25 protein-coding genes are annotated in these 25046 nt (G+C 66.6%); 9 read left to right on the top strand and 16 right to left on the bottom strand.

Annotated features, from left to right (window positions below; translation table 11 throughout):
* Positions 1-5: 5 nt before the first annotated feature.
* Together CAFEL_RS08380 and CAFEL_RS08375 are read left to right on the top strand one after the other, a co-directional pair.
* The gene (locus CAFEL_RS08380; RefSeq protein ID WP_194559709.1) at positions 6-1223 is read left to right on the top strand and encodes an alpha/beta fold hydrolase; all 1218 of its coding nucleotides are present in this window, start codon (positions 6-8) and stop codon (positions 1221-1223) included.
* Positions 1223-2401 carry an alpha/beta fold hydrolase gene (locus tag CAFEL_RS08375; RefSeq protein ID WP_228496192.1) on the top strand — a complete coding sequence of 393 codons (1179 nt, stop codon included), beginning with the start codon at positions 1223-1225 and terminating at the stop codon, positions 2399-2401. Before CAFEL_RS08380 ends, CAFEL_RS08375 begins: the two co-directional genes overlap by 1 nt.
* Positions 2402-2411: 10 nt before the next feature.
* On the opposite strand, the gene CAFEL_RS08370 is transcribed toward CAFEL_RS08375, so the two are convergent.
* The 13 genes from CAFEL_RS08370 to CAFEL_RS08310 form a co-directional block, all read right to left on the bottom strand.
* The gene (locus CAFEL_RS08370) at positions 2412-3401 is read right to left on the bottom strand and encodes an IS481 family transposase (RefSeq protein ID WP_194559708.1); all 990 of its coding nucleotides are present in this window, start codon (positions 3399-3401) and stop codon (positions 2412-2414) included.
* Positions 3398-4150, bottom strand: coding sequence for an ABC transporter permease (locus CAFEL_RS08365; RefSeq protein WP_194559707.1), 753 nt, complete (start codon positions 4148-4150; stop codon positions 3398-3400). The genes CAFEL_RS08370 and CAFEL_RS08365 overlap by 4 nt, the downstream gene beginning before the upstream one ends.
* Complete coding sequence (locus CAFEL_RS08360) at positions 4147-5076, bottom strand: ABC transporter ATP-binding protein (RefSeq protein WP_194559706.1); 930 nt, start codon at positions 5074-5076, stop codon at positions 4147-4149. The genes CAFEL_RS08365 and CAFEL_RS08360 overlap by 4 nt, the downstream gene beginning before the upstream one ends.
* The gene (locus CAFEL_RS08355) at positions 5073-5321 is read right to left on the bottom strand and encodes an AbrB/MazE/SpoVT family DNA-binding domain-containing protein (RefSeq protein ID WP_018021349.1); all 249 of its coding nucleotides are present in this window, start codon (positions 5319-5321) and stop codon (positions 5073-5075) included. The genes CAFEL_RS08360 and CAFEL_RS08355 overlap by 4 nt, the downstream gene beginning before the upstream one ends.
* Positions 5322-5426: 105 nt before the next feature.
* Positions 5427-6323 carry a ribokinase gene (locus tag CAFEL_RS08350; RefSeq protein ID WP_194559705.1) on the bottom strand — a complete coding sequence of 299 codons (897 nt, stop codon included), beginning with the start codon at positions 6321-6323 and terminating at the stop codon, positions 5427-5429.
* Positions 6324-6346: 23 nt separating this feature from the next.
* Positions 6347-7678 (bottom strand): ATP-binding cassette domain-containing protein, encoded by a 1332-nt coding sequence (locus CAFEL_RS08345; protein WP_194559704.1) that lies wholly within the window; start codon positions 7676-7678, stop codon positions 6347-6349.
* On the bottom strand, positions 7665-8444 hold the full coding sequence (locus CAFEL_RS08340) for an ABC transporter permease (RefSeq protein ID WP_194559703.1): 780 nt from the start codon (positions 8442-8444) through the stop codon (positions 7665-7667). The genes CAFEL_RS08345 and CAFEL_RS08340 overlap by 14 nt, the downstream gene beginning before the upstream one ends.
* On the bottom strand, positions 8441-9364 hold the full coding sequence (locus CAFEL_RS08335) for an ABC transporter permease (protein ID WP_194559702.1): 924 nt from the start codon (positions 9362-9364) through the stop codon (positions 8441-8443). Before CAFEL_RS08335 ends, CAFEL_RS08340 begins: the two co-directional genes overlap by 4 nt.
* On the bottom strand, positions 9361-10788 hold the full coding sequence (locus CAFEL_RS08330; protein WP_194559701.1) for an ABC transporter substrate-binding protein: 1428 nt from the start codon (positions 10786-10788) through the stop codon (positions 9361-9363). The genes CAFEL_RS08335 and CAFEL_RS08330 overlap by 4 nt, the downstream gene beginning before the upstream one ends.
* A gap of 10 nt (positions 10789-10798) precedes the next feature.
* Complete coding sequence (locus CAFEL_RS08325) at positions 10799-11578, bottom strand: GntR family transcriptional regulator (RefSeq protein WP_194559700.1); 780 nt, start codon at positions 11576-11578, stop codon at positions 10799-10801.
* A 120-nt stretch (positions 11579-11698) separates the two neighbouring features.
* Complete coding sequence (locus tag CAFEL_RS08320) at positions 11699-12682, bottom strand: LLM class flavin-dependent oxidoreductase (RefSeq protein ID WP_194559699.1); 984 nt, start codon at positions 12680-12682, stop codon at positions 11699-11701.
* A gap of 14 nt (positions 12683-12696) precedes the next feature.
* Positions 12697-14127, bottom strand: coding sequence for a branched-chain amino acid transport system II carrier protein (gene brnQ, locus CAFEL_RS08315; protein WP_194559698.1), 1431 nt, complete (start codon positions 14125-14127; stop codon positions 12697-12699).
* A gap of 87 nt (positions 14128-14214) precedes the next feature.
* On the bottom strand, positions 14215-15336 hold the full coding sequence (locus CAFEL_RS08310) for a MalY/PatB family protein (protein WP_194559697.1): 1122 nt from the start codon (positions 15334-15336) through the stop codon (positions 14215-14217).
* A gap of 93 nt (positions 15337-15429) precedes the next feature.
* On the opposite strand from CAFEL_RS08310, the gene CAFEL_RS08305 reads away from it, so the two are divergent.
* Together CAFEL_RS08305 and CAFEL_RS11255 are read left to right on the top strand one after the other, a co-directional pair.
* Entirely contained in the window at positions 15430-15684 is a 255-nt protein-coding gene (locus CAFEL_RS08305; RefSeq protein ID WP_194559696.1) for a type II toxin-antitoxin system Phd/YefM family antitoxin, read from the top strand.
* Positions 15677-16072 (top strand): type II toxin-antitoxin system VapC family toxin, encoded by a 396-nt coding sequence (locus tag CAFEL_RS11255; RefSeq protein ID WP_353959466.1) that lies wholly within the window; start codon positions 15677-15679, stop codon positions 16070-16072. Before CAFEL_RS08305 ends, CAFEL_RS11255 begins: the two co-directional genes overlap by 8 nt.
* Before the next feature lie 8 nt (positions 16073-16080).
* On the opposite strand, the gene CAFEL_RS08300 is transcribed toward CAFEL_RS11255, so the two are convergent.
* Positions 16081-17961: an ABC transporter ATP-binding protein gene (locus CAFEL_RS08300; protein ID WP_194559695.1), complete on the bottom strand. Its 1881-nt coding sequence runs from the start codon at positions 17959-17961 to the stop codon at positions 16081-16083.
* A 72-nt stretch (positions 17962-18033) separates the two neighbouring features.
* On the opposite strand from CAFEL_RS08300, the gene CAFEL_RS08295 reads away from it, so the two are divergent.
* The gene (locus CAFEL_RS08295) at positions 18034-18429 is read left to right on the top strand and encodes a hypothetical protein (RefSeq protein ID WP_194559694.1); all 396 of its coding nucleotides are present in this window, start codon (positions 18034-18036) and stop codon (positions 18427-18429) included.
* Here the strand turns inward: CAFEL_RS08295 and CAFEL_RS08290 are convergent.
* Positions 18426-19199: a carboxylesterase family protein gene (locus CAFEL_RS08290; protein ID WP_194559693.1), complete on the bottom strand. Its 774-nt coding sequence runs from the start codon at positions 19197-19199 to the stop codon at positions 18426-18428. The genes CAFEL_RS08295 and CAFEL_RS08290 overlap by 4 nt on opposite strands.
* A gap of 32 nt (positions 19200-19231) precedes the next feature.
* On the opposite strand from CAFEL_RS08290, the gene CAFEL_RS08285 reads away from it, so the two are divergent.
* The 4 genes from CAFEL_RS08285 to CAFEL_RS08270 all read left to right on the top strand — a co-directional run bounded on the left by CAFEL_RS08285 (position 19232) and on the right by CAFEL_RS08270 (position 22853).
* Entirely contained in the window at positions 19232-21187 is a 1956-nt protein-coding gene (locus CAFEL_RS08285) for a M3 family metallopeptidase (RefSeq protein ID WP_194559692.1), read from the top strand.
* A 95-nt stretch (positions 21188-21282) separates the two neighbouring features.
* On the top strand, positions 21283-22524 hold the full coding sequence (locus CAFEL_RS08280; RefSeq protein WP_194559691.1) for a chymotrypsin family serine protease: 1242 nt from the start codon (positions 21283-21285) through the stop codon (positions 22522-22524).
* Positions 22524-22688 (top strand): hypothetical protein, encoded by a 165-nt coding sequence (locus CAFEL_RS08275; protein ID WP_194559690.1) that lies wholly within the window; start codon positions 22524-22526, stop codon positions 22686-22688. The genes CAFEL_RS08280 and CAFEL_RS08275 overlap by 1 nt, the downstream gene beginning before the upstream one ends.
* Before the next feature lie 24 nt (positions 22689-22712).
* A complete protein-coding gene (locus CAFEL_RS08270) occupies positions 22713-22853 on the top strand; it encodes a hypothetical protein (RefSeq protein ID WP_181888890.1) in 141 nt (46 codons plus the stop codon).
* Between the two features lie 17 nt (positions 22854-22870).
* Here the strand turns inward: CAFEL_RS08270 and malQ are convergent, their stop codons facing one another.
* Entirely contained in the window at positions 22871-25015 is a 2145-nt protein-coding gene (gene malQ, locus CAFEL_RS08265; protein ID WP_228496191.1) for a 4-alpha-glucanotransferase, read from the bottom strand.
* Positions 25016-25046: the final 31 nt, after the last annotated feature.

The raw sequence follows: 25046 nt of genomic DNA, 5'->3' as shown, positions 1-25046 counted from the left end.
ATCCCATGGGCTCCACCGTTTTCTTGCCGGATGTCGCCGTGCGCGAGCACGAGGTTGAGGTGCCGGTGAGCCGTGAGGATGCGTCGCTAGGCAACATAAGCGTCTTCTGTCGCGAGCTTTCTGTCGACGACTCGCTGCCCGCAATCGCGTATTTCCAGGGTGGGCCCGGCAAGCCCGGGCCGCGGATGCTGATGGACTGGATCCCGGAGGCGTTGAAGCGCTACCGCGTGTTTTTGATGGACGAGCGCGGCACGGGCCGCTCCCACAAGATCGACCGCACCACGCCCGAGCGCATCACCGCGGACATGCTCGCGCACCTGCGCCCGCCGGATGTGGCCGCGGACGCCGAGGCGATGCGCCAGCACTTGGGCCTTGAGCAGTGGGACCTGCTGGGCAATTCCTTCGGCGCCGCGTGCGCGGGCTCGTACTTGTCCTACTTCCCGTCAGGTCTGCGCCGCGTGCACTTGGCGGGCGCGGTGCCGGAGCCGGAGATGGACGTCGACGCGTTCAACCGGCTGACGTTCCAGTTGCTCGCGGCTAGGCAGCAGCAGCTTTTCGACGCGATCCCGTGGATCAAGGGCAGAGTCGAAGAAGTTGCGGACCACCTGGACAACCACGACGAGCGCATGCCCACCGGGGAGCGCCTGTCCGCAACCAGGATGAAGATGGCCGGCGTGCTGCTGGGCGAGGACGACGACTTCGCCCGGCTGGCCAACCTGTTCGAGGCGCCGTTTACCACCCGCGGCGGGGAGAAGCGCCTGCGCGGTGACTTCCTGGCGAAGCTCGGCAGCATCATCTCGCTGGAGACCATGCCGCTGTGGGCCGTGATCCACGAGACCGTGATGGCACGTCCCGGCCACGCCGTGAACTGGTCCGCGGACCGCATCTGGCGCGAGGAGTTCTATGATCTGCCCCTGCTTGGCAACCACTTCTTCCGCACCCACTTCGAGGAAGACCCGGCGCTGATCCCCTTCTACGATGCGGTGGACCAGGTGCATCACCGCACGGACCTAAAGGCGCAGGCGCAGGACATGTCCGCAAACACGGTTCCGGCCGCGGCGATCCTGTACGAAAAGGACGTGTTCATCCCGTACGAGCTGACCATCCAATCCGCCCGCAAGACCCTGAACTTGCAGGTGTGGGCGCACTCCGAGTGGTTCCACGACGGCATCTGGGCGCATGGCGCCGAGGTTGCCCGCGGCCTGTTTGAAAGGCTGGACTGATGCACGAGATCGAAATCACCCGCGGCGGATTAACCGTCTTCGCCCGCGTTATCGGCGACCCGGCAGCTCCCGCGCTGCTGTACCTGCAGGGCGGTCCGGGGTTTCCTGCGCCGCGCCAGCGCTTCGCGTGGATCACCCACGCGCTGTCCCGTGGCTACCAGGTGGTGCTCTTAGACCAGCGCGGCACCGGCCGCTCCACCCGCATCGACGCCGCAACACCTTCGCTTATCGACGCTAAAGTGCTCACCCAACTCCGCGCCAACCACATCGTCGAGGACGCCGAGGCGCTACGGCAGGAGATGGGTCTGAAACGGTGGGATGTGCTGGGGCAGTCCTTCGGCGGGTTCTGCCTCATGCACTACCTGGCCGCGCGCCCGGAGGGTGTGGGCAGGGCGTTGTTTACCGGGGGTGTGCCGTCGATAGGCAGGGGCGCAGACGAGGTGTACCGCGCGACCTTTGCCAAGCTGAAGCACCGCCACCTGCAGTTCAACGAGCAATACCCGGCCGCCGAACGGATGGTGCGCGAGGTGTGCCGCCACCTCGAGGCGCAGGAGGAGCTGCTGCCGACGGGGGAGCGCCTGAGCGCGCGCCGGCTGCGCACTGTAGGCATTGAGCTGGGTCGAGAGGGCGGCTTCGAGTCGCTGGCGCGGCTGTTCGAGGCGCCGTTCCACCAAAACGGGCGGCTGCGCACCGATTTTCTGGCGGAGGTGTGCGAGCGCGTCAGCTTCGCCAAAGGCCCGCTGTACGCCGCGGTGCACGAGAGCATCTACGGCGGGACGGTGCCGGGCGCGACCAACTGGGCGGCCGAGCGGGCGTCCCGCGAGCTGGACGGGTTTGCGCCGGACGCCAGCCCGGACGACGCGGAGTTCTACCTCACCGGCGAGCACATCTTCCCGTTCCAATTCGACGAGGACCCGGCGCTGCGCCCGTTTACACAGGTCGCGCACGAGCTGGCGGCGAAAGACGACTGGCCCAACCTGTACGCGGGGCTTTCCGGCGGCTACGACGCCTACGCGGCGGTCTACGCCGACGACATCTTCGTCCCGCGCGAGCTGTCGCTGGAAACCGCCTCCGCGATCGGCGCGCAGGTCTTTGAAACGGACAACTACCAGCACGACGGGCTGCGCCGCCACGGCGAGGCGGTGCTGGGCCGCCTGCTGGACATGGCTGGGGCCTAGAGTAGGGGGTCTAGATGTACTGACCGGGGACGTTGGTCAATCGGGAGATGGGCGGCTGGTAGTCGCAGGCCGTGTGCGGCCGGTGGTGGTTGTAGTGGTGGAGCCAGTCAGCGAGTGCGTCGCGACGCTCCTGCTCGCTGGTGTAGCAGCGAGCGTAAGCCCATCCGTCGGCCATTGTGCGATGGAAGCGTTCGACCTTGCCGTTGGTTTGCGGCCGGTAGGGGCGGGTCCGCTTCGGGGTGATGGACAGCTCCTCGCAGGTGCCGCGCCACAGGTGCGAGCGGTAGGCACCGCCATTGTCTGATAAGACTCGTTCGACAGTGACACCACGATCGGTGAACCACTCGACCGCACGGTGCAGCACAGCGACCGCAGTGGTGGCGGTCTCGTCGTCGTGGGCCTCGGAGTACGCCACTCGTGAGTGATCGTCGATCACGGTGTGGATGAAGGCGTACCCGAGCTTGGGATCGCGCCACTTGTTCTTCGGCTTGTCGGGGGTGGCGGAACGGTTCTTCTCTCCTTGGCGGCGGCCCACGTAGCGCCAGCCACCGCCATCGGGGATGTTCCCGAACTTCTTCACGTCTACATGGACGAGGGAGCCAGGGTAGCGGTGTTCGTACCGGCGAACTAGCTCGCCAGTGGCGCGGTCGAGGTAAGCAAGTCGGTTCAATCGAGCCGAGCGCAGGATGCGGTGCACGGTCGATGGAGCGACACCGACGCGCACGGCGAGCTGAACCGGTCCTTCTCGCAGCCTCATTCGCAGGCTGATACAGCGCTTCGTGACCGCGAGCGATGTCTTGGTCGGTGAGTTCTTCGGGCGCGAGGACCTGTCCTGCATGGACTCGCCGGACAGATAGCGGTCGACCCAACGCTTCACGGTGGGCCACGACACCTGGAACCGGGCTGCGATCTCGCTGATCGGCCATCCTTCGTCGACGACGAGGCGGGCGACCTTGAGTCGGTGGCGAGGTGTGAGAGCGGCGTTCGCGTGCGTCGTCATCGGACCGGCTCCCACTGGAAGCGCCACCGGCCAACGAGAGCAGCGACAGCGAGTACAACGCACAGAAGAAACACCGGCATGATCATGGCGGCTAGTGGGTCGCCGTCCCACGCGTGTTGAGCGGCTTCGACGAACCAACGGACGGGTGAATACTTAACGATCTGCTGAATCGCCGACGGCATCGCCGCCAATGGCGTAAAGGCTCCGGATGTGAGCATGAGCAGGATCATGAGCACGTTCCCTATGCCCGTAGCGGCAGTGGCGGACGGATAGAGCGCCGCAAGCGCGCAACCCACTGCGAGGAAGGTGCTGAGCCCGATGAGGCACACGGCCAGGACACCTGGGACGTGGCTAGGCATGGGCACCCCGAAAACCCCGATCCCAATCGCCAAAGCGGTGAGCATGCCCGCAATACCTACGACGAAGTGCACGGTGAGGCTCGCTGCGATGAAGGTGGAACGACGCAGCGGCGTAAGACTCAGGCGTCGGAGTGCGCCCGTGTCACGAAGGGTCAGCATCGCCACGGGCACTTGGAGGACCCCGATCATGGCGAGAACAAGAGAGGCGAAGGCGGGCAGGGTCGCATCGAGGAATCCCCGTCCACCGAACTCCGGTCGCGGATCGTTACCGAAGATCACACCCAAGGCCAGCACCAAAACCGGCGCGAAACCGAAAGAGAAGAACAGGCCTACAGGGTCGCGGCGCTGGGAGCGCCATAGGGCTTTGAGAAGGGCTCGATATGCGTTCATGCCGCCTGCTCCTCGGTGGTGATGTGGCGACCGGTGAGGGCCAGAAAGACGTCTTCAAGGCCGGGGGTCGTCGTGCTCATGCTCGTTACGGTGATGCGGTGTGCCGCCAGTGCAGCAAGGACGCCCTGCAGCCCGTCCGCAGCGCCACGGATGGTCAGTTCCCGTCCCTCTGTTCGAGCGCTGGTCACGCCAGGAACTCCGTTGAGGTCGAACTCTGCGCTAGGCGACGCCGACAGGATGAGCTTCGCCGTGGTTTCGCCGGCGTGTTGCTGGATGAGGGAAGCCACTGTGTCCAAAGCAACCAACCGGCCGTGGTCGATGATGGCTACACGGTCGCATAGCCGTTCGGCCTCCTCCATGTAGTGGGTTGTGAGAACGACCGTTGCACCGCTATCGCGGACGTGCTCGACGGTGTCCCACATGTTTCGACGTGACTGAGGATCGAGAGCGGTGGTGAGCTCGTCCAAGAAAGCGAGCTGGGGACGGTTGATCAAGGCGAGGGCGACGAACACTCGTTGACGCTCCCCACCCGAGAGCCTGTCAACGCGGGCGTTGGCCTTGTCCTTGATCCCCAGATCCTTCAGCAGTTCGCGCCAAGGCCGCGGACGCTCGTAGAGGGCGGAGTAGAGCTCGAGGGCGTCCTGCACAGTGAGACGAGGTGGCAGGGCCGCGCTTTGCAGCTGGACCCCAATTTGCTGAGCCAACAAGTGCTGGTCCTTGATGGGGTCGCAGCCGAGCACCTCGACGTGCCCAGACGAGGGGCGGTCCAGTCCTTCCAGGCAGTTCAACAGGGTCGTCTTACCAGCACCATTCGGGCCCACGACCCCGAAGATCTCTCCTTCGCGGACCTTGAAGGAGACGTCTTCGAGGGCAGTGAAGCTGCCGAAGTTGCGGCTGACAGCCGCACAGCTCACGACATTCTTCATCCCTCATCACCCTCGGAGTCCACGGGGGCCTGATGGCTAGGCATCGCCTGCATGACGATCTGATCGAGCGTCTCCTGGCGCATCAAAGCGATCCCTTGGTTCGCGTCAGCGAGCAGGAGCAGGGTGTCGCCCGGGTGAATATCGAAGAGCTCCCGCGCGCCCTTGGGGATGACGACCTGTCCCTTGGGGCCGACCTTGACCGTCGCGGCGTACTTGCCCGGTGGGGGCGTTTGATCCATGTCCATGCTGACCTCCTGGTTGGTGCCACAAGTATAACAAGTATAACAAGTGGCACCAACCAGGAAGTGACCTCACGGCATGTAGTCGATCAACGTGTCCGGTCAGTACATCTAGATCTCTGGCAGCGCGTCTCCCACGGACGGGTAGGACGGCTGCGCGCCGGGCCGGGTGACCGAGAACGCGCCGACGCGGCAGGCGAACGCCGCGGCGTCGGCCATCCTGTCGCCTTCGAGGATGCGGTGGCAGAACGCGCCCGCGAACGAGTCGCCCGCGCCGACGGTGTCCACCGCCTCTACCTTGGGCGAGTCGATGTGGGTGAGCTCCTCGGCGGTGGCCACCAGCGCGCCCGCGGAGCCCAAGGTGAGCACCACGGAGGCGAACCCGGCGTCCAGCAGGCGCCGCGCCAGCTCCTCCGGCGTGCCCGCGCCGTCGAGGCCGAGCTGCTCCAGGATCAGGCCGGCTTCGTGCTCGTTGGCCATGAGGGGATCGGCGGCAAGCAGCGCCTCGCGCGGCACGTCGACGACGGGTGCGAGGTTGACCACCACGCGCCCCCGCGCCAACTCCACAGCGCGCGCAAACCCGTCGGCGGGGATCTCGCCTTGCAGCAGCACCAGCTCGGCGCTCTCCACAGCGTCTGCGTGCCTGTCTACGAATGCCGCGTCCACCAGCGCGTTCGCCCCCGGCACCACGAGGACGGTGTTCTCGCCGTTGGCCGCGACGGTGATCACGGCCAGGCCGGTGACTGCCTCAACTTCTTCGACGTGGCGCATGTCCACGCCGGCCTCGCGGAGGATCGCGGTGGCGGGGTCGGCGTTGGCGTCGGTGCCGGTCGCGCCGACGAGCACGACCGGGGTGCCCAGCTTCGCCGCGGCGACGGCCTGGTTCGCGCCTTTGCCCCCGGCGGTGATGCCGCCGCCTGCGCCCAGCAGGGTCTCGCCCGGGGTGGGGTGGCGCTCGACGTTGACGGTCAGGTCGGCGTTGATGGATCCGACGACGCACATACTCATGGCCGTCAATTTACAGCACCCACTTACAACACTGCGTCGAGTAGCTCGCGCGTGTATGGGTGCTCAGGTGCCGCCCAGATCTTTTCGGTTTCCCCTTGCTCCACGATGCGCCCGTGCCGCATCACCGCCACAGTGGGGCACAGCTCGCGGGCGACCTTCAGGTCGTGGGTGACAAAGATGAGCGTGTGCTTGCCGACGGTGTCACGCAGCAGATCCAGCACCTGGTCTTGGATGGTGGCGTCGAGGGCGGAGACGGGCTCGTCGGCAAGCAAAATGCTCGGGCGTGGTGCCGCGGCGCGCGCGATCGAGATGCGCTGGCGCTGCCCGCCCGAGAACTGACGTGGCGTGCGGTCGCCGGCGCCTTCGAGCCCCACGCGCGCGAGCACGTCGTCGGCGCGGGCGGCATCGACGCCCGCCTCGCGTATCGACGTCCTCACGGCCATCCGCGGATCCAGCGACGAGTACGGGTCCTGGAAGACCATCTGCACGTCACCTTGCACGCGCACGGTGCCGGAGGTCGGCTCGCGCAGGCCCGCGATGAGGTGCAACAGCGACGTCTTGCCAGAGCCGGACCCGCCGACGATGGCGAGGCGCTCGCCGGCGCGCACGGTGAGGTCCACGTCGTCGACGGCGAGGGTGTGCCCGCGCCGCAGCGAGACGCCGTCCAGGGTCACCACCGGCTCGCCGAGCGCGATCGCCTCGGCGGGCGGGCCGGGCTCGGCTGCGGCGGCAAGCGCCTTGGCGTAGTCGGAGTCCGGCGCCATCATGCGCCCGCCCTTGAACACGAGCACACGGTCGGTCATGCGGCGCACCACGGCGAGGTCATGGGAGATGAACAGCAGCGCCATGCCGCGCTCGCGCACGAGGCGGTCCAAAAGCTCCAGGATTTCCGCCTGCACGATGGCGTCTAAGGCGGTGGTGGGTTCGTCGCAAATGAGCACGTCCGGGTTTTGCGACAGCGCCAGCGCGATCAGCACTCGCTGGCGCTGCCCGCCGGACAGCTCGTGCGGGTAGGCGCCGGGGCGGTCCACGCCGACCTCGCGCAGAAGCTCGCGGGAGACGAGTTTGCCGATCTTTTTCAGCGGGTCCAGCGCCGTCATCGGCTCCTGGAACACCATCGCGACTTTCCTGCCGCGCACGCGCCGGCGCATGCGGTCCGGGGTGCCCACCATCTCGGTGCCGTCGACGGTGACGGAGCCCTCCGCCGGCAGGTCGCTTAAGCCCATGATGGAAAGCGCGGTGACGGACTTGCCGGAGCCGGACTCGCCGATGATGCCCACGCGCTCGCCGGGCGCGACGGAAAAGGTGATGTCGTCCAGGATGCCGGGGATGGATAAGTGCTTAACGTCGATCATCAGCGTGTCCCAGAAGGTTGAAGCCCAGCACGGTCAGCGCGATTGCGGCGCCGGGCCACAGCGCCAGGTGCGGGGAGGTGGCCAGGTACGGCTGGGAGGCCTGCAGCATGCGGCCCCAGGAGGCGTAGGGCGCTGGCGCGCCGAGGCCGAGGAAGGACAAGCCGGCCTCCGCCAGGATGGCCAGCGCGACCGCGACGGAGACCTGGGTGAGCACGAGCGGCCAGATGTTCGGCAGCACGTGCCGCCACGCGATCGCAGGCCCGGAGACCTTGGCGATGCGCGCGGCCAGGATGTAGTCGCGCTGCATCACCTGCATGGTCCCGGCGCGCGCCACGCGCACGAAGGCGGGGATGCCGGCGATGCCGATGGCCAGCACCACAATCCAGATGGAGGCGCCGAACACGGCGGTGAACACGATCGCCAAAAGCAGCGCGGGGAAGGCGAGCAGCAGGTCGGCGCCGGCCATGACAAACCTCGACGCGCCGCGCCGCATGCCGGCCCAGATTCCCAGCGGTACGCCGATCAGCCCGGATAATGCGACCGCACCCACGGCCACGGTCAGCGTCAGCCGTGCGCCGTCCATCACGCGCGAGAGGATGTCGCGGCCGAACTGGTCGGTACCCATCCAGTGCGCCGCGGACGTGCCCTGCAACCGCGCGGCGACTTCGGTCTGCAGCGGGTCGTAGGGCGTCCACACGAGCGACACCACGGCCGCCAGGGCGACCAGCGCGACGATCACCGCGCCTGCTTTGCGCTGCCAGCTCATGCCTGCCTCCGAATCCGCGGGTCCACAACCGAGTACGTCAGGTCCACGATCAGGTTCACCACCAGGGTGAATGCCACGATGACCATCATCACGGTTTGCACGGTGGCCAGGTCGCGGTTGCCTACTGCGTCGAGAAGCATGGTGCCCAAACCAGGAATCGTGAACACGCGCTCGATCACCACAGCGCCCACCACCAGCGACGCCAGCTGCACGCCGACGACCGTGATCACCGGCAGCGCGGCGTTTCGAAGCGCCGAGGTGAAAAGCACATTGCCTATCGACGCACCAAGGGCCCTGCCCGTCCTCACATAATCCTTGCCCATCTCCTCGCGCACGGAAGCGGCGACGTAGCGCGTGAGGATCGAGGCCTGCACCAGTGCGAGCGAGGCCACCGGCAGCACCGCATGCGCAGGCGTGCCCCAGCCGTTGGCGGGCAGCCAGCCCAGCCGCACCGAAAACAGGGCGACCAGGGCGATGCCGACTAAAAACGACGGCACGATGATGCCCACCTGCGACAGCGCGCCGACGAGCACGCCGCCGGGGGCGTGGGCGCGCCGGGCCAGGTAGACACCCACCGGCACCGCCACGGCAAGGGACACCGCCATGGCCACCAGGGTGAGTGTCAGCGAGACCCCGGCGCGCTCGATCACCGTGTCGGTGATGTCCTTGCCCGAGGCCATGGAGATGCCGAAGTCGCCGGTGAGCAGACCGGAAACCCAATCGAAGTACTGCGCCGGCAGCGGCTTATCCAGCCCGAGGCGCGTGGACAGCTCCGCGACGGCCTCCTCGGTGGCCGAGACACCAAGTGCCACGCGCGCCGGGTCGCCGGGTACCGCGCGCAGCAAGGTGAAAATGACCACGCTCGCCGCGGCGAGCAGCAGGACGAAGCGCAGGATGTGGTTGCCGATGGTGCGGATCATTTCTCCACCTCGTTCAACGGCAGCGAGTCGGTGACCACGTTCGGGTTAAGGCCGGAAACCCCGGGGGCGTAGAGCACGATGTTCGGCGCGTTGGTCAGGGTCAGCGCCGCGGCGTCGTCCATGATCTGCTCCACCGCCCCGGCCATGTCGCCGGCGGCGATGCGCTCGCGCACCACCGCGTTGTCGTAGCCCAGGTAGTACTCCGGGTTGCCAAACAGCATGGGCACGTCGCGCGGCTCCACGTGGGAGACGAGCGATGCCTGGTAGTCGTGGCCTTTGAGCACCTGGTTCAACCAGACCGCGGGGAACTCGACGGTCTCGAGGCGCACGCGGAAGCCGACGTCCTGAAGCTGCGAGTAAATGAGCTCGCTTGCCTCTTGCGCGTAGGGGCGGTTGGGCACGGTGATGGTGATGTCCGGGGTGCGCCCGGCGAGCAGCTCGCGGGCCTTGTCCGGGTCGAAGGGGTAGAAGTCGCGGCCCGGGTACCAGGGGTCCGTCGGCGGCACGGGCGCGCCTCCGGTGTCGGTGCCCAGGCCGTTGTAGACCACCTCGTTGACCGCCGCCCGGTCCACCGCGTAGGCCACGGCGCGGCGCACATCCGGGTCGTCGAAGGGGGCGCGGGTGTTGTTCATTGAAAGCAGCACCTCGCCGTTGGTGGTGCCGACCTCGACGCGGATGTCCTCCGGCAGGGTGTCGATCAGTTGTGGCGCCTGCATGCCCCACACCACGTCAGCGTCGCCCACGCGCAGCGCGTTGACGGCGGAGACCGGGTCGTCGAAGTAGCGGATCAGCCCGTCGTGCGCGACATCGCCGCCCCAGTAATCCTCGCGCGCGTCGAGCTCGATTGCTTCGCCGACGTCGAAGCGTTTCACGGTGTACGGCCCGGTGCCCAGGGGAGCAGTCGCAAGCTTATCGACGCCTGCCGGTGTCATCATCGCCCCCGTCAGCGTGCCCATGGTCCACAGCCATGCGTCTTCGGCAGCCTCGCCGCCTTCGACGGTCACGCGCAGTGTGTGCTCGTCTACCACCTCGACGTGTGTGACCGGGTCCATCTGGGCTTTCAGCCCGTTGGTCCACTCGTTTTGCACGTAGCGGATGGAAAAGGCTGCGTCGTCGGCGGTAAACGGTGTGCCGTCTGCAAACGTCACGCCGTCGCGCAGGTGGAATGTAAATACGCCGCCGTCTCGCTCGACGCGTTCGGCGAGGTGGGGCACGGGGGTGCCGGTGGCGTCGATACGCACCAGCGTTTCGTACACGTTTCCCACCAGCGCCTGGGGTGCGGCCGCTCCGCCGGTGGTGGTGAAGTCCAACCCCGCAGGGGCCGCCGACGCCGCCACCACCACGTTGTCGCGCGGTGCGGAATCACCGCACGCTGCCAACGGGAGGGCCAAGGCGGCCGCGGCCACCAGAGTCCTTGGATGCATGAGGGAAAGGTTAGTGGATCTCGGATTCAGTCTGGAACCAGATCGGGGAGGAGTGCCCGCGCACGTTGTTCAGACCGAAGGAGAGGTTATCCACGCGGAAGATGTGCTCGGCGGCTTCGAGTACGTCGCCGTTGTGGGTCAGCGCCTTGATCTTCACACGCAGCACCGGCGCATTTTCGGCAATGCCCAGCTTGGAGGCGGTATCCGCGTCCGCCTGCTCGATGGTGAAAGCGCGCGAGATGTTGTTGAAGTCGGCGCCCGCGCGGATGAGCTCGCGGTGGATCGACTGCTCGGACGTGTCCACCGTTTCAATGACCTCTGCGAGCGACGGCAAAAACGCCATCCGCTCAATCACCGCCGGCTCACCGTCGGCGCTGCGCACGCGGCGGACCACGAAGACCTCGTCGCCCGGGTTAATGCCCATGTACTCCGCCAATTCCTCGCTGGCGGTGTCCATGCCGAACTGCTCCATGTCCTCGCTGGGGTCTTTGCCCATGCGGAACAGCCAGGAGGTGTTGGACAAAATCTCCTCGAACGTCTCGGTGCGCGTGTTGGACAGCACCAACGAGCGGCGGCCGCGGCCGGAGGACAACAGCCCCTCGGCGCGCAACGTGGCCACCGCCTGGCGCACCGGCCCGCGGGAGGTGTTGAACTGCTCGCACAGCTCTACCTCGCTGGGCAGCGACTCGCCGGCCGGGATGTGGCCCGCGAAGATTTCGTCGCGCAGGTAGTCCGCGATCTCCTCGTGCTGCTGCGGGCGGCGAAGCGGGCCGGTGGGCAGTTGCGCCATGGGCGGAATCACGTCCTTTTTAGACAACCTGGAATGTAACGACACCTGATACTAAACCAGCCATCGCGTAACTCCTATTAGTTGGAGGACTGTCCCACAAACCCCGAGGTGTTTTCCTGCTTAGCCCCAGGCTTCGGCGAGGATCTCCATGGACCGGCTCACCTCGTCGTGGCTGGCGGACTGCAGGGAGATCATCAGCTCGTTGGCCTGGGCGGTTTTCCGGAACGCCTCCAGGTACTCGGCGACCTGCTCGCCGGTGCCCTCTGCGGTGTAGCGCAGCATGTCGATGATCTGGCGGCCCTGGTAAGAGTTGACCACGGTGTCCAGCTGGTCGTCGGAAAGCTGCTTGCCCTGCCGGCCCATAAATGCGCGCACGCGGTTGCGGTGTACCACCTTCGTCTGGCGCTTCGCGTCCTCTTCGGTCTCGGCGGCGGTGACGTTGACTGCGGCGATGCAGTACGGCTCCGGGTGGCGCTCGGAGGGCTGGTAGTTGTCGCGGTAGTAGGCGGTGGCCTGCTCCAGGTGCTGCGGGGCGAAGTGGGACGCGAACGCGTACGGCAGACCCAGCTGCGCTGCCAAAGAAGCGCCGAACATGGACGAGCCCAAGATGATCAGCGGCACGTTGGTGTTAAAGCCCGGCATCGCGGTCACACCGGGAAGCGGCGAGGTGTTGGACAGCCACGCCTGCAGCTCCTGGACGTCCTGCGGGAAGTTCTCGGCTGCGCGGGGGTCCCGGCGCAGCGCCCGGCCCAGGGTCTGCTGGTCGGTGCCCGGCGCGCGGCCGAGACCCAGATCGATGCGGCCGGGGTAGAGCTCCTCCAGCATGCCGAACTGCTCGGCGATCACGTACGGGGAGTGGTTCGGCAGCATCACGCCGCCGGCGCCGAGGCGGATGCGGCTGGTCTTCGCGCCGATGTGGCTGATCAGCACCGCCGGAGACGAGGAGACGATGCTGGACATGTTGTGGTGCTCCGCGTACCAGATGCGCGAATAGCCCAAGGCCTCCGCCTGCTGGGCGAAGGCCACGGAGCGCTGCGTCGCTTCGCCGACGGATTCGCCGGGGTAGCGGGTGCAGAAATCAATGAGAGAAAGTGGAGCGTTCATGCCGCCCCACCGTACTAGTCCTTAGCTTGCAGGACGGGGACAGCGTCGCCCTCCGCGGACAGGTCCTCGCCCTCGACGGATTCCATGGTGCCCGGGATCATGGCGGGCTTGGGGCGGGCGAAGTCCACGACGAGGCCGATGGCGAAGGCGACGAGCACCGGCACAACCCAGCCGAGCCCGGCGTCGAACATCGGCGCCCACTGCACAATCGGGGTCAGGGCATCTGCGGCCCACTCCAGAGAGATCAACGTCTCGATGGCGGACCACACCACGGCCGTCCACAGCGGCAGGAAGAACGCCCAGCTAAAACGGGTGCGGGCGCGGAAGGCCGGCTCGATGAGCGTCAGCACGATCAAGGTGATCGCCGGCGGGTAGAGGAAGCCAATCACCGGTGCGGCAATGGCCATGACGAACTCCAGGCCCTGGGTAGCGATCACCATGGAGGTGACCGCGAAGATCACGGCCCAGAGGCGGTAGGAGCCGGCGAATTGCTCGGAGAAGTACTCTCCAGTTGCGGTGATCAGGCCCACCGCGGTGGTCAGGCAGGCCAGCAGCACGATGGCGGAGAACACGGCCTGGCCGGCGCCGCCCATGGTCAGGTTGGCGGCCTCAGCGAGCAGTCCGGCACCGTTGTCGAACTCTGCGGCGTTCGGCATGACGCGGCCGATCAGACCCAGGCCGATGTAGACCAGGCCCAGCATCAGGCCGGCGCCCACACCGGCGGTGATGGTGCCGTTGACAAGCGGCTTGCCCTCGCTGAAGCCGCGGTGGCGCAGGGTGGAGATGACCACGATGGAAAACGCCAGTGCGGCGATGGAATCCATGGTGAGGTAACCCTCGAGCAAGCCGGCGGTCAGCGGGCCGTCGTCGTAGGGCTCGTTCGGCGCGGCCGGTTCGGCGCTCCAGCGGAACGCGGCCACCGAGATCATCACGATCAACAGCACCAGAAGCGCCGGGGTGAGGAACTTGCCCAGCTTCTCCATGATGGTGGTGGGGTTCCAGGACAGCGCGAGCGCGATGCCGAAGAACAGCACGTTGAAGATGCCGGAGGCGGCAAACGATTCGAGGCCGAACAGCGGGGTGATCGCCGTTTCAAAGGAGACGGCGCCGGTGCGCGGCAGCGCGTAAAAGGCACCGATGGACAGGTACGCCAGCACCGGGAAGACAACGCCGAAGATGGAGCCGGCGCGCTGCGCCAGGTCGCGGAGGTTCGAGCCGGACAGCGCAATGGCGATCACGGCCAGCACCGGAAGCAGGGAAGCGGTGGCGAGGAAGCCGATCAGCGCCGGCCAGAAGTTGTCGCCGGCTTCCACGGCCAGCATGGGCGGGAAGATGAGGTTGCCCGCGCCGAAGAACATCGAAAACAGCGCGAGGCTGGTGACAACGATCGCGCTGGCGGAGCGTTTCGAGCCACCTTCAGGCTGTGACACCACTGTGGAACCCATGGTCGTTCCTCTCTAGTTGGGTTGAAGTTCCCTAGAGTCTAAACCAACCGACCGCCAGATGGGAATAGGGTTCCATAAAGTGAAACGCTAAAGCTTTGCGACGGCTCCGCCAATCCGCCGCACCGCCTCCTCCAGGATCTCCGGGGAGGTGGCGAAGTTCATCCGCGCGCGGTGCTCGCCGCCGGGGCCGAAGTCCATTCCCTCGTTCATGGCCACCTTGGCGTGGCGGCGCAGCCACGCGGCGGGTTTTTCGTCGACAAGCTTGGTGTTCTTGAAATTCAAAAACATCAGATACGTCGCCGCCGGCACCTCAATCTCAATACCCGGCACTGCCTTCGGCAGGTGCTCCACCAGCCAGTCGCGGTTGGCCTTGAGCTGGGCGATCTCCTCGTCCAGAAACTCGCGGCCGTGGTCGTAACAGGCCTCCGCCGCGACGATGCCCAGGGTGCCCACACCGTCCTTCGCCACGCCCGACATCGCGTTCCAGGTCTTTGCGTCCTCGTCGTTGGAAAAAATTATCTGCGCGCACTTCAGGCCCGCGACGTTCCACGCCTTGGAGGTGGCGGTGACCGTGATGCACACGTCCGGGTTGTTCGCCGCGGCGCAGACGTGAGTGCCGTCGTAGACCAGCGGGGCGTGAATCTCGTCCACAATCACCCGGGCGCCGTACTTGCGCGCCAACGCGCAGACCTCGTCGAGTTGCTCCTCGGTGAACACGTAGCCGCCCGGGTTGAACGGGTTGGTCACGATGATGCTGCCCGCGCCGTTTTGGAACGCGGTTTCCACTTCCGCCAGATCGAGGCCGCCGGCGGAGCTGACGTCGATACGCTTGCGCCCCGCGACCTCCGCAACATCCAAAAACGGGAAGTAGGCGGGAACCGGGACCACCACATCGCCCTCGGTGAAGTACTGGATGGCCAGCATCACGCCGCGCACCACGTCCGCGACCGGGAAGATCTTCTCCGCGTCAGGGCGCCAGCCGTAACGGTCCGCGTAGAAGCCGGCGACCGCCTCGCCCAGGCGGTGCGCGTGCGGGGCGGGCGTGTAGCCGAACATCTCGCGCTCGGCAGCATCCACAATCGCCTGCTTCACAGCGGGCGCGGTGGGAAAATCGCTCTCCGCGATAAACAGCGGCAGCACGTCAGGATTGAACTGCGTCCACTTCCTCGTGCCGCGGGCTTGCAGAGTGTGAAGATCGGGGAATTGCATGGGGCCCACGGTAGCGCCGGGGTGGGAAGGACTCGACAGTTTGATTCGGGGCTACCCCTTCCTCATGGTGGCACACGGTGCTACGGTCGGATCATGACAGAGATGATCAGCCAGCGAGAGTTGAGAAACGACAGTGGGCGGATCATGCGTGCGTTAGTTCAGGGGGAGACATTCGTGATTACTAGTAATTCGCATCCTGTGGGGGAGCTGCGGCCACTGAAGAAGCCGAGATTCGCGAGGAAAGACGACCTGATTGCTGCCCTCGAAGGGGCTCAGAAGGTGGACTTCAAAGAGTTCCGAGAGGACATAGACGCGTACGTAGACCAAGGAATTGAGCCTCGTGGGTAGTAACGGCTTACTTGATACGTCTGTGCTGTTTTCCCTCGACGAGATAGATCCGGATGAGCTCCCAGACTCGTGGTCCATCTCAGCTATCACGTTGGCGGAAATTCAAGCTGGGCCGGCAGCAGCGAAGGATCCCGTTGAAGTAGCGAGGCGGGCGAATCAAGCGCATGTAATTAGCGAACTCGTCGACTGCATTCCTTTTGATGCACGCGCTGCTCACGCATATGCAGTCATTTACGCTGCGGTGATCCAGTCGGGTAGGAAACCGGCACGCCGAGCATTCGATCTGTTGATCGCGAGTTGCGCGATGGCGGAGGGCCTCGACCTTTACACTCGCAACCCAGCTGATTTTCGGGGTCTCGAAGAGCTGATCCGGATAGTCGCAATCTAGTCAGCGCGCTACGCCTCGTCGCCATCTGCCTCGTCCTCGCCGTCCCCGCCGTCGACGTGGAACCCGAACGCCTTGAGGCGCTTCCGGTCCGCGGCGGACGAGGACGCGGTCAGGCGCAACAGCTCGGAGTAGATGCCGCCGGAGACAGCCAGCTCTTCCGGGGAGCCGATCTCGTCCACGTGGCCGTCGCGAAGTGTGATGATCGTGTCTACCCCCGCGATGGTGGACAACCGGTGCGCGATCATGATGGTGGTGCGGCCCTGCATCAGCTGGTCCAGGCCGGCCTGCACGGCGCGCTCGGCTTTGGTGTCCAGGGCGGAGGTGGCCTCGTCCAGGATCAAAATCGGCGCGTCTTTGAGCATGGCGCGCGCCACGGCCACGCGCTGGCGCTGCCCGCCGGAAAGGCGCAGGCCGCGCTCGCCGATGACGGTGTCGTAGCCGTCCGCGAACTTCATGATGAACTCGTGGGCGTTCGCCCGCTTCGCCACCTCCACAACTTCCTCGAGCGTGGCGTCCGGCTTGCCGTAGGCGATGTTTTCAAACACCGACCCGGAAAACAGCGCGGCCTCCTGGAACACCACGCCGGTGGTGGCGCGCAGCTTCTCCACGTCCAACTCGGATAGTTCTTCGCTGCACACGCGCAGCCGGCCGCGGGTGATGGGGTACAGCCCCAGCAGCAGGTTCACAATGGTGGATTTGCCGCCGCCGGATTCACCGACGAGCGCGATGGTTTCGCCTTCGTGGGCGGTGAAGTTGACGTCGTGAAGCACCGGCTCGCCCTCCATGTACTCGAAGGTGACGTCCTCGAAGGCGATAACCGGCTCGCGCACTTGCAGGGGAGCCTGCTGCTTAGCGACGACCTCCGGCATACCCGACGCCTTCGTCGCCGCGACGAGCTGCCGGTTGGCGGTCGGCTCGACCGGCTCGTCCATCACCTTGAAGTAGTCGCGCGAGCCGGCGATGGCGCGCTGCGCGGAATCCACGATCCAGCTCATCATCGTCACCGGCTGGCGCGCCATGGTGACCATCTGGATGAGCATGACCATCTCGCCGACTGTGAAGTGCCCGTGCAGGGTGCGGGTGAACAAGATGAGGTAGATGCCCAAAAAGATTAGGTTCATGGCCACGCCGCGCAGGGTGTCCATGGAGTGCCACCAGCGCGACTGGGGGCGGGTGATGTCCACGGTGTTGGCGTAGTGGCGGCCGAATTTTTCCAGCTCGCGCACTTCTGCGCCGTAGGACTTGGTCACCTTCACCTGGCCGACAACCTCGGCGAAGCGGCCGTTGCCTTCGTCGATGTTGGCGTTTTTGTTCTTCTCAAACACCTGCCAGCGCTTCGACGTCAGCGCGGTGAGCCAGGTGTACAGCGGGAACAACAGTGCCAGCAGCACCGTCAACGGCCAGTAGTAGTAGGCGGTGATGACCAAAATCGCCGCCACCTGCATCAGCATGGGCAAGAAGTTGTTGGTGAACGACTGGATGAACTGCGTGACGTTGGCGATTGAGCGGTCCAGCCGGGCGATGATGGTGCCGGTGACCTGGTTGTCGTAGTAGCGCTGCGGCAGTGCCAGCAGCTTGGCAAAATACCGCGTGGACAGGATCTGGCGGATCCGCGCGACCATCACGTCGCCCAAGTAGCCGGAGACGTTGCGCAGCACCGAAGCCATGGCCTCGGCGGCGAACAGCGCCACGGCGAGCCAGATGACGGTTTGGGTGGGGTCGGGCAGGGAGGCGTCGCCAAGTTTGGCCACGATCGTGTCCGTCGCCTCCCTCAGCAGAAACGGGGTGACCAACCCCAGACCAGCCACCAGCGTCGACACCGCGACAACCGCGATATAGAAAGGCCAGAGGGCGGAAGCGCTGCGGACAACGCGCATCAAAGACTGCATAATTTCGACACCCTACTAGGGCTGTAAAGTGGTGCAGCAAAGCTTCCCACCGCGACAAAAGAAGAGGCGCACATGTCCCCGCTGGTCAGCGACGAAGTCAACGGCGAACGGGTGAAGGACCCGGCGATGGAGCTGTCGTACAAGTGGCAGGGCTCCTCGTATGCGCCGAACGGCGGCTCGGTCGTGGTGGTGGCAATCACCAACGAGTCGGACGCGCCACTCCCGGAAGACGCCCTCGAGCCGAAGTTGCGCTACAACGTCAACTCCACCTCGAACCCGGACATGAAGGACGCGAAGTTCATGCCCATTGCGGAGGAGGCCGGCGTGGACATCGTGGGCCTGGACCGCCCGCTGGGTCCCGGCGCGACCGTGAACGCGAAATACCCCTTCGACGTGTCCACCGGCAACCTGTGGGACGCGGAGTTCACCATCGGCAACGTCACCTTCAAGGGCAACCTGAACAACTAGCGGGCGAACTCGGCGATCGCGTGCGGGTCCAGCGCTTCTTTAACGCGCACGGTTGCGAGGTCGGCGAGCTCGGCAGCGTCGTAAGGCTGCGGGCCCATGGGTCCGAAGAACTTTGCGTATCGACGATAGCTCCGCCCAATCCTCGCCGGCCGATTTTCCGCCAACTCGTTGAGCTTCGCACGCGTCAGCGGCGCGGACAGCAGGTAGCGCACGATCCACTTGCGTTTCTCGTACGGCGCGCGCGGGAACACCGGATCCGCGGCCCACACCCGGCGGAACTCGCCGGCGTAGTGGTCGCGCCGGCACAGCCACAGCGCCACCGCGGCCTCCTCGCCGGCGCCGACGACGGTGATGTTGGTGGGGTCGCCGCCGAACGCCTCGATGTTTTGCTGGACCCAGCGCAGGGCGAGCTTGACGTCCGCGACGCCGCGGAAGTGCCCGATGGCGTCCGCGGCAAAGGGGAGGAAGCCTTCGAAACCGCGGCGGTGGGGCACGTGCACCTCGACGAATCCATCGCCCAGCTCGACCGGTTGTGACAGCCACACCACCACGGGGCAGTCCGTGCCGGGCCGCGCGCTAACCGGGGTGCTGATGGCAAGTGCGTTGGGGTTCGGCGCGGTGGCGTCGATAAGCAATCCCTGCTCCATGGGCGCCGGGTCGTCGAAGGGGCGCGCTTCGGCGAGGTAGGGGATGGCGTCGAAGACGCGTTTGCCGCCGCGGGCAGTGCCCACGATGGTGCCGGCCGCGCATGTGATTTCCGTTTCACCCATGCGGCAGATCGTATCCGCATACACTGACCGCCATGACAAACCCGCTTCTGACCCCCTCGACCCTGCCGTACAACCTGCCGGACTTCGCCGCGATCCGGCTGGAGCACGTGGAGCCCGCGTTTGAAGAAGCGCTGAAGCGCCACGCCGCGGAAATCGCCGACATCACCACGGCAGACACCCCGACGTGGGAAAACACCGTCGAAGCCTTCGAGCTGGCCGGGCAAGACCTGGACCGGGTGATGTCCTGGTTCTTCAACCTGCAGGGCACCGACTCCACCGACGAATTCGACGCGGTGGCGGACCGCATCGTGCCGAAGTTGTCGGCGCACGTGGACTCGATCTACCAGAACGACGCGCTCTACCAGCGCATCAAGGGCATCGACGTGCCGGAAGACGCCGAATCGCGCAGGCTGCACGACGAGCTGCTGCGCCGCTTCACCCGCCGCGGCGCCGACCTGGACGCCGCCGGCAAGTCGCGCCTGCAGGAGATCAACCAGCGCTTGAGCGAGCTGTCCGAGCGCTTCGGCCGCAACCTGCTGGCGGACACGAAGAAGCTCGCGGTGGAGCTCACCCGCGACGAACTCGCGGGGCTCTCCGACGACCAGCTCGCCGCCTACGAGGACGGCGGGCGCTACGTGGTGCCGATCGAGCTGCCCACCACCCAGGCGCTGCAATCGGAGCTCGAGGAGTCCTCTGCGCGCCACAAGCTTTTCGACGCCTCCCGTGCCCGCGGCAAGGACACCAACCCGGACATCGTGCTGGAATCGGTGCGTCTGCGCCAGGAGCGCGCGAAGCTGCTCGGCTTTGACACGCACGCCGACTACGTCATCGCGGAGGAGACCGCCGGCACCGCCGCGGCAGCGCGCCAGCTCATCGCCGACCTGGCGCCGGCGGCGGCCGCGAACGCCGAGGCCGAGCGCAAACTCGCCGGCGAGCTGGCCGGCGAGGAGCTCGGCGGCGCGGATTGGCCGTACTGGCAGGCCAAGCGCCGCGAGGAGGAGCTCGGCATCGACGAGGCGGAGCTGCGCAAGTACTTCCCGCTCGAGCAGGTGCTCACCGACGGCGTCTTTTATGCCGCTAACCTGCTGTACGGCATCACGGTGCAAAAGCGCGAGGATTTGGCCGGCTACCGCGACGACGTGGACGTGTGGGAGGTCAAGGAAGAAGACGGCACCGGCATCGGGCTGCTGCTCACCGACTACAACGCCCGCCCGTCCAAGCGCGGCGGCGCGTGGATGAGCTCGTTTGTGGACCAGTCCCACCTCGCCGGGACGAAGCCGGTGGTGGTCAACGTCATGTCGATTAGCTCCAACCTGCTCACCATCGACGAGGTGACCACCCTGTTCCACGAGTTCGGCCATGCCCTGCACGGCCTGCTCTCCGACGTGCGCTATCCCTCGCACTCCGGCACCAACGTCCCGCGCGACTGGGTGGAGTTTCCCTCCCAGATCAACGAGAACTACGCCTTCGCCCCGGAGATCGCCCGCAACTACGCCCGCCACGTGGACACCGGCGAAGTCATCCCGACGCCGCTGCTGGAGGCGATGGAGGCCTCGCGCCAGTTCGGCCAGGGCTTTACCACCGCCGAGTACCTCGCGGCATCAGCGATCGACCTTGCATGGCACTCGCTTACCGACGACATCCCTTCGGACATCGACGCCTTCGAAGCAGACGTCCTGCGCGATCTCGGCCTGGACGTCGAGGGGTTGGAGCCGCGCTACCGCTCCACCTGGTTCAACCACATCTTCGCCGGCGGCTACTCCGCGGGCTACTACTCCTACCTGTGGGCCGAGGCGCTAGATGCGGACGGCTACCAGCTCGTCGCCGAGGAGGGCATCAACCGGGAAACCGGCGCGAAGTTCCGCGAGACGATCCTGTCCAAGGGCTCCTCGCGCGACTACGCGGAGGCCTACCGTGCATTCCGCGGCCGCGACAAGGACACCCGCCCGCTGCTCGAGCGCCGCGGGCTCGCCGGCACCGATGCCTAGCGGCGGGTAGCTGCTCTCGTCTACCGTTTCCGCAATTTGGTGGGTACAGTTCTCGGAGTCAATCCACCGTTAAAAAACAAGACAAGGAAAGCTGTATGGCGGACGCAACTGTGCGACGCCCCCGCGTGGGCGCACGCTTCGCCGCGCTCGCCGCGGCGTCCGCGCTGGCAGCCTCCGGTCTTGTGGTTGGGGCGGAGGCGCCGGCGGCGGAGCGTCTCGTGGTCAAGCAAGGTGCCCGCATGTTCGTGGACAACATTGGAAACGACAGCCTCACCGCCTGCACCATCGGCTACAACGACCCTGAGCAGCGCCGCAGTTACACCGCCGGGCACTGCGCCGACAGGGCCGACAGGGCCTGGCAAACCGGCTCGCTGGTCTACCTCGCCGACAGCAAGGGCCGCGAGATGTCCACCCCTGCCGGCATGATCTATCCGGCCGCCGCCTACTACGGCGCCTCCAACGCCAACGACTGGGCGGTGATCTACTGGTTCAACGGCGTCGAAGTCGGCGCGAACCCTTACGGCGGCGAGTACATGCCCATCCAGGACCTCGAACCCGGCGAGACCCTGTGCTACCACGGCTACGCCTCCCACGGCGGCACCACCGAAGCCGCCTGCGGGCCGTTTGTGGGCATGATTGAGAAAACCATCTACTTCGACGCCCCTGGGATGCCCGACTACGGCGACTCCGGCGGGCCCGTCTACGCGCCGGGCCGCGGGCTCGTCGGTGTGATGTCCGGGGCGAACGCGCTCGTGGACGAAAGCGGCGAGGAGGTCGTCGGCTTTGAGCGCGCAAGCTCCCTGCAAAGCGGCGCGCTATACGACGACGCACGCATCGACGCCTTCCTCCGCTCCCACTTCGCCGCGACGACAACGCCACCTTCGCCGAGCAGGAAAGCGCCGGCGGCGCCGTCCCCGGTGCGCAGCACGGTGGTGACCCCCGTTGCGGAGATCACGCGCGAGCCCGCGCCTGTCTCTGAAGCCCCGGGAGCGCCGGGGGCGTCGCCGCAGCCCACCCGCGAGCCGGCGCCCGCGGTGACGTCGGTGTCCGGCAACACCATCCACATTGCTGGGCCGACGAAGCGGTCGGTGGTGGTCCCGGCCGCGACGATGCAGGCGCCGATCCCGGTCGGCGCGGCCACGCCGTCGAGTGTGCCGAGTGAGCCGCCCGTGGTCACGCCTGAGGTGCAGGCGGGGGAGCAGGAGCCAAGCAGCGAGGACGCCGCGGAGGAGACCCGCGACCGCAGCGCCGCCAACGCACTGCTGATCACCCTCGGCGTCGTGGCCACCGTGGCGGCGCTCGCGCCGGCGATCGCCTACATGATGGGCCTGATCTGATGAGCAGCGTGTTGCTCGGCTGGGTGATGGGCTTAAGCCCCTGGCTGCAGGTGCCCGTGATCCTCGCCGCCGCCGCGCCTTTGTGCGCCGCGGCTGGCTACGCGCTGCTGCGCATCGTCGATGGCGTCGCGCGTGCCGCGGCCCGCCTGGTTTCCCGCCGCTAGCTTGCGGCGCTAGGCTTACACACCATGGCCAACCCGGAAGAGCTGCGCAAGCAGGATCAGAAGCTGCCCAAGCCGCAGCGCAAGTACCCGCAGTCGCGGGTGACCCAGGTGATGTGGGTACTCATCGCGCTCGTAGTCGTCGCGGCGATCGTCAGCGCCCTCTAGCGCGAGCGGAGCGAGTGCTAGCGCGCGCTCGCTTCGGCGATGCGCGTGAACAGCGCGACGTCGGGGAGGTCTTCGATGAGGACGGGGGTGCCGGAGGCGTCGCAAAGCGGGATGCACCAGTTGGAGTACATCTCGCGGTTGGTGCCCGGCTGGTTTTGAATGCGGGTGTCGCCCACCATGTCCACCAGGTTCGTGCACGTCATTGCGGACGGGGTGGAGGCGACAAAGCGGGTCAGCCCCTCGACGAGGGTGTCCACGTCGTCGTACTCGCCAAGGTCCCGGTCGAGAAAGTCCACGTCGGCCAGCGGTGTGCCGTCGAACGCCCCCTCCGCCTGGGCGGCGGCGAGCACCTGCGAGATCCACACCGCATCGGTGGCGTTGAGCTCCTCCAGCGACTCTTTGACCAGCCCGAGCTTGTGGCGCAGCGCGTTGTGCGCGCCCTCCAAATACCCGGCGGTGGGCGGCAGGTCGTGGGTGCCCACCGCGGTCAGCGCCAGGTTGCGGTACTGCTGCGACGGCCGCGGCGCCTCCGGCGGCACGGACTCGAACCACAGCACGGAGGTGCCGAGGATGCCCTTGTCGCGAAGCACGTCCTGCACCCACGGCTCGAACGTGCCCAGGTCTTCGCCCACCATCACGGCGCCGGCGCGCTGCGCCTCGAGCACTAACACGCCGACCATGGCTTCGAAGTCGTAGTTCATGTATGCGCCGTGCATCGGGGTGTCCATGCGCGGCAGCCAGAACAGGCGGAACAGCCCCAGCACGTGGTCGACGCGGATGCCGCCGGAGTGGCGCAGCACGGTGCGCAGCAGATCGCGCCACGGCCCGTAGCCGGCTTCCGCCAGCTGCTGCGGGTTCCACGGCGGCTGTGACCAGTCCTGGCCCTGCTGCGAGTACTGGTCCGGCGGCGCGCCCACTGACGCATCCGGCACCAGCACCTCGTGCAACGTCGCCGCATCGGCACCGCCGGGGTGGATGCCCACCGCCAGGTCGGTCATAATGCCCAGCCGCATGCCTGCCGCCACCGCCCGCTCCTGCGCCACGCGGCGCTGCTCGTCGGCGATGAACTGCAGCCACATGTAAAACTGCACCAGCTCCTGCGGGTCCTCGCCCGCATGCCGCGGCGCGCCGTGGTGCTCCGACTCGCTGGCCTGCGCCGCGCACCACTCGGCGAACTGCCGCAGCCCCTCGCCTTCAACCTCGCAAAACAGCTCGAAGTCCCGCGTGCGCGCCTCGTCCGCCGCCGCGAGGTAAAACAGCGTGCGCAGTGCCGCCAGCTTCGCGGCGAAAATCCGGTCGCGCTCCAGCGGCTCCGCGGTGTGGTTCATCGCCTTGAACTCCGCAGCAAGCTTTGCGACGTCCTCCCGGTCCCCCTCGTCCAACAGCCCAAACTCCGGAACCTGCTCCACCGCGATGTAGATCGGGTTGACAAACCGGCGGGAGGTGGGCAGGTACGGCGAGTCCTCGATCGGCGGGACGGGCTCGGCGGCGTGCACCGGGTTGATCAACAGGTAGTCCGCGCCCTCGGCGGCCACCGCCTCGGCGATCGCGCCGAGGTCGTGGAAGTCGCCTATGCCCCAGGACTCCAGCGAGCGCACAGAGTACAGCTGCGCCATCACGCCCCACACCGGCTCGCGCACCACCTCGGCGTTGGTGGACAAGGAAGCCGGCGCCACGATCAGCGGGCAGACCTCGTCCAAATTGTCGGATTCCAAGTGCAGCTCGTGGTAGCCGGCCGGAAGGTCGCCCGGCACGTGGAAGGTGGCCTCGCCCCACACGGTGCCGTCGGCGGCGGTGAACGGCGGGGCCCAGTTCTCGTCCTGGTACGCGTCGCGCGACGAGCCGTCTTCCAGCCGGATCCAGCAGTGCGCGTAGTGCCCGTCGTGGACGTGCACGTTGAAGTGTTTCTCCGTGCCCTCGGTGGCCACCACGCACGGCGGCATGGGCCTGGTCGCCCAAAATTCACGGCGGGCATCGAGGTGGAATTGGAGTTCTTCGTCCGACGGGTCGTCGTGAAGCGAAAGCCCCAAGGCCCGCAGCAGCTTGATAAACGACTCGGCGGGCGGCTCGGTGACCAGCCCGTTCGAGGCGCGGTAGGACGTGCCGAAGCCATAGGACTCGGCGAGGGCGTGAAGCAGGGCAACGTTGGTCACGCCACGCATTGTGCCAAAGCTGGGGCAAGCACGCTGGGGT

Source organism: Corynebacterium afermentans subsp. lipophilum, assembly GCF_030408375.1.
GTDB lineage: Bacteria > Actinomycetota > Actinomycetes > Mycobacteriales > Mycobacteriaceae > Corynebacterium > Corynebacterium lipophilum.
This window is presented reverse-complemented; position numbering and strand designations above follow the sequence as displayed.

What these genes read in the sequence shown, in the direction of transcription:
- CAFEL_RS08380 (WP_194559709.1), top strand. Translation starts at nt 6, where the DNA reads ATGGGCTCCACCGTTTTCTTGCCGGATGTCGCCGTGCGCGAGCACGAG.
- CAFEL_RS08375 (WP_228496192.1), top strand. Translation starts at nt 1,223, where the DNA reads ATGCACGAGATCGAAATCACCCGCGGCGGATTAACCGTCTTCGCCCGC.
- CAFEL_RS08370 (WP_194559708.1), bottom strand. Translation starts at nt 3,401, where the DNA reads ATGACGACGCACGCGAACGCCGCTCTCACACCTCGCCACCGACTCAAG.
- CAFEL_RS08365 (WP_194559707.1), bottom strand. Translation starts at nt 4,150, where the DNA reads ATGAACGCATATCGAGCCCTTCTCAAAGCCCTATGGCGCTCCCAGCGC.
- CAFEL_RS08360 (WP_194559706.1), bottom strand. Translation starts at nt 5,076, where the DNA reads ATGAAGAATGTCGTGAGCTGTGCGGCTGTCAGCCGCAACTTCGGCAGC.
- CAFEL_RS08355 (WP_018021349.1), bottom strand. Translation starts at nt 5,321, where the DNA reads ATGGACATGGATCAAACGCCCCCACCGGGCAAGTACGCCGCGACGGTC.
- CAFEL_RS08350 (WP_194559705.1), bottom strand. Translation starts at nt 6,323, where the DNA reads ATGAGTATGTGCGTCGTCGGATCCATCAACGCCGACCTGACCGTCAAC.
- CAFEL_RS08345 (WP_194559704.1), bottom strand. Translation starts at nt 7,678, where the DNA reads ATGATCGACGTTAAGCACTTATCCATCCCCGGCATCCTGGACGACATC.
- CAFEL_RS08340 (WP_194559703.1), bottom strand. Translation starts at nt 8,444, where the DNA reads ATGAGCTGGCAGCGCAAAGCAGGCGCGGTGATCGTCGCGCTGGTCGCC.
- CAFEL_RS08335 (WP_194559702.1), bottom strand. Translation starts at nt 9,364, where the DNA reads ATGATCCGCACCATCGGCAACCACATCCTGCGCTTCGTCCTGCTGCTC.
- CAFEL_RS08330 (WP_194559701.1), bottom strand. Translation starts at nt 10,788, where the DNA reads ATGCATCCAAGGACTCTGGTGGCCGCGGCCGCCTTGGCCCTCCCGTTG.
- CAFEL_RS08325 (WP_194559700.1), bottom strand. Translation starts at nt 11,578, where the DNA reads ATGGCGCAACTGCCCACCGGCCCGCTTCGCCGCCCGCAGCAGCACGAG.
- CAFEL_RS08320 (WP_194559699.1), bottom strand. Translation starts at nt 12,682, where the DNA reads ATGAACGCTCCACTTTCTCTCATTGATTTCTGCACCCGCTACCCCGGC.
- brnQ (WP_194559698.1), bottom strand. Translation starts at nt 14,127, where the DNA reads ATGGGTTCCACAGTGGTGTCACAGCCTGAAGGTGGCTCGAAACGCTCC.
- CAFEL_RS08310 (WP_194559697.1), bottom strand. Translation starts at nt 15,336, where the DNA reads ATGCAATTCCCCGATCTTCACACTCTGCAAGCCCGCGGCACGAGGAAG.
- CAFEL_RS08305 (WP_194559696.1), top strand. Translation starts at nt 15,430, where the DNA reads ATGACAGAGATGATCAGCCAGCGAGAGTTGAGAAACGACAGTGGGCGG.
- CAFEL_RS08300 (WP_194559695.1), bottom strand. Translation starts at nt 17,961, where the DNA reads ATGCAGTCTTTGATGCGCGTTGTCCGCAGCGCTTCCGCCCTCTGGCCT.
- CAFEL_RS08295 (WP_194559694.1), top strand. Translation starts at nt 18,034, where the DNA reads ATGTCCCCGCTGGTCAGCGACGAAGTCAACGGCGAACGGGTGAAGGAC.
- CAFEL_RS08290 (WP_194559693.1), bottom strand. Translation starts at nt 19,199, where the DNA reads ATGGGTGAAACGGAAATCACATGCGCGGCCGGCACCATCGTGGGCACT.
- CAFEL_RS08285 (WP_194559692.1), top strand. Translation starts at nt 19,232, where the DNA reads ATGACAAACCCGCTTCTGACCCCCTCGACCCTGCCGTACAACCTGCCG.
- CAFEL_RS08280 (WP_194559691.1), top strand. Translation starts at nt 21,283, where the DNA reads ATGGCGGACGCAACTGTGCGACGCCCCCGCGTGGGCGCACGCTTCGCC.
- CAFEL_RS08275 (WP_194559690.1), top strand. Translation starts at nt 22,524, where the DNA reads ATGAGCAGCGTGTTGCTCGGCTGGGTGATGGGCTTAAGCCCCTGGCTG.
- CAFEL_RS08270 (WP_181888890.1), top strand. Translation starts at nt 22,713, where the DNA reads ATGGCCAACCCGGAAGAGCTGCGCAAGCAGGATCAGAAGCTGCCCAAG.
- malQ (WP_228496191.1), bottom strand. Translation starts at nt 25,015, where the DNA reads ATGCGTGGCGTGACCAACGTTGCCCTGCTTCACGCCCTCGCCGAGTCC.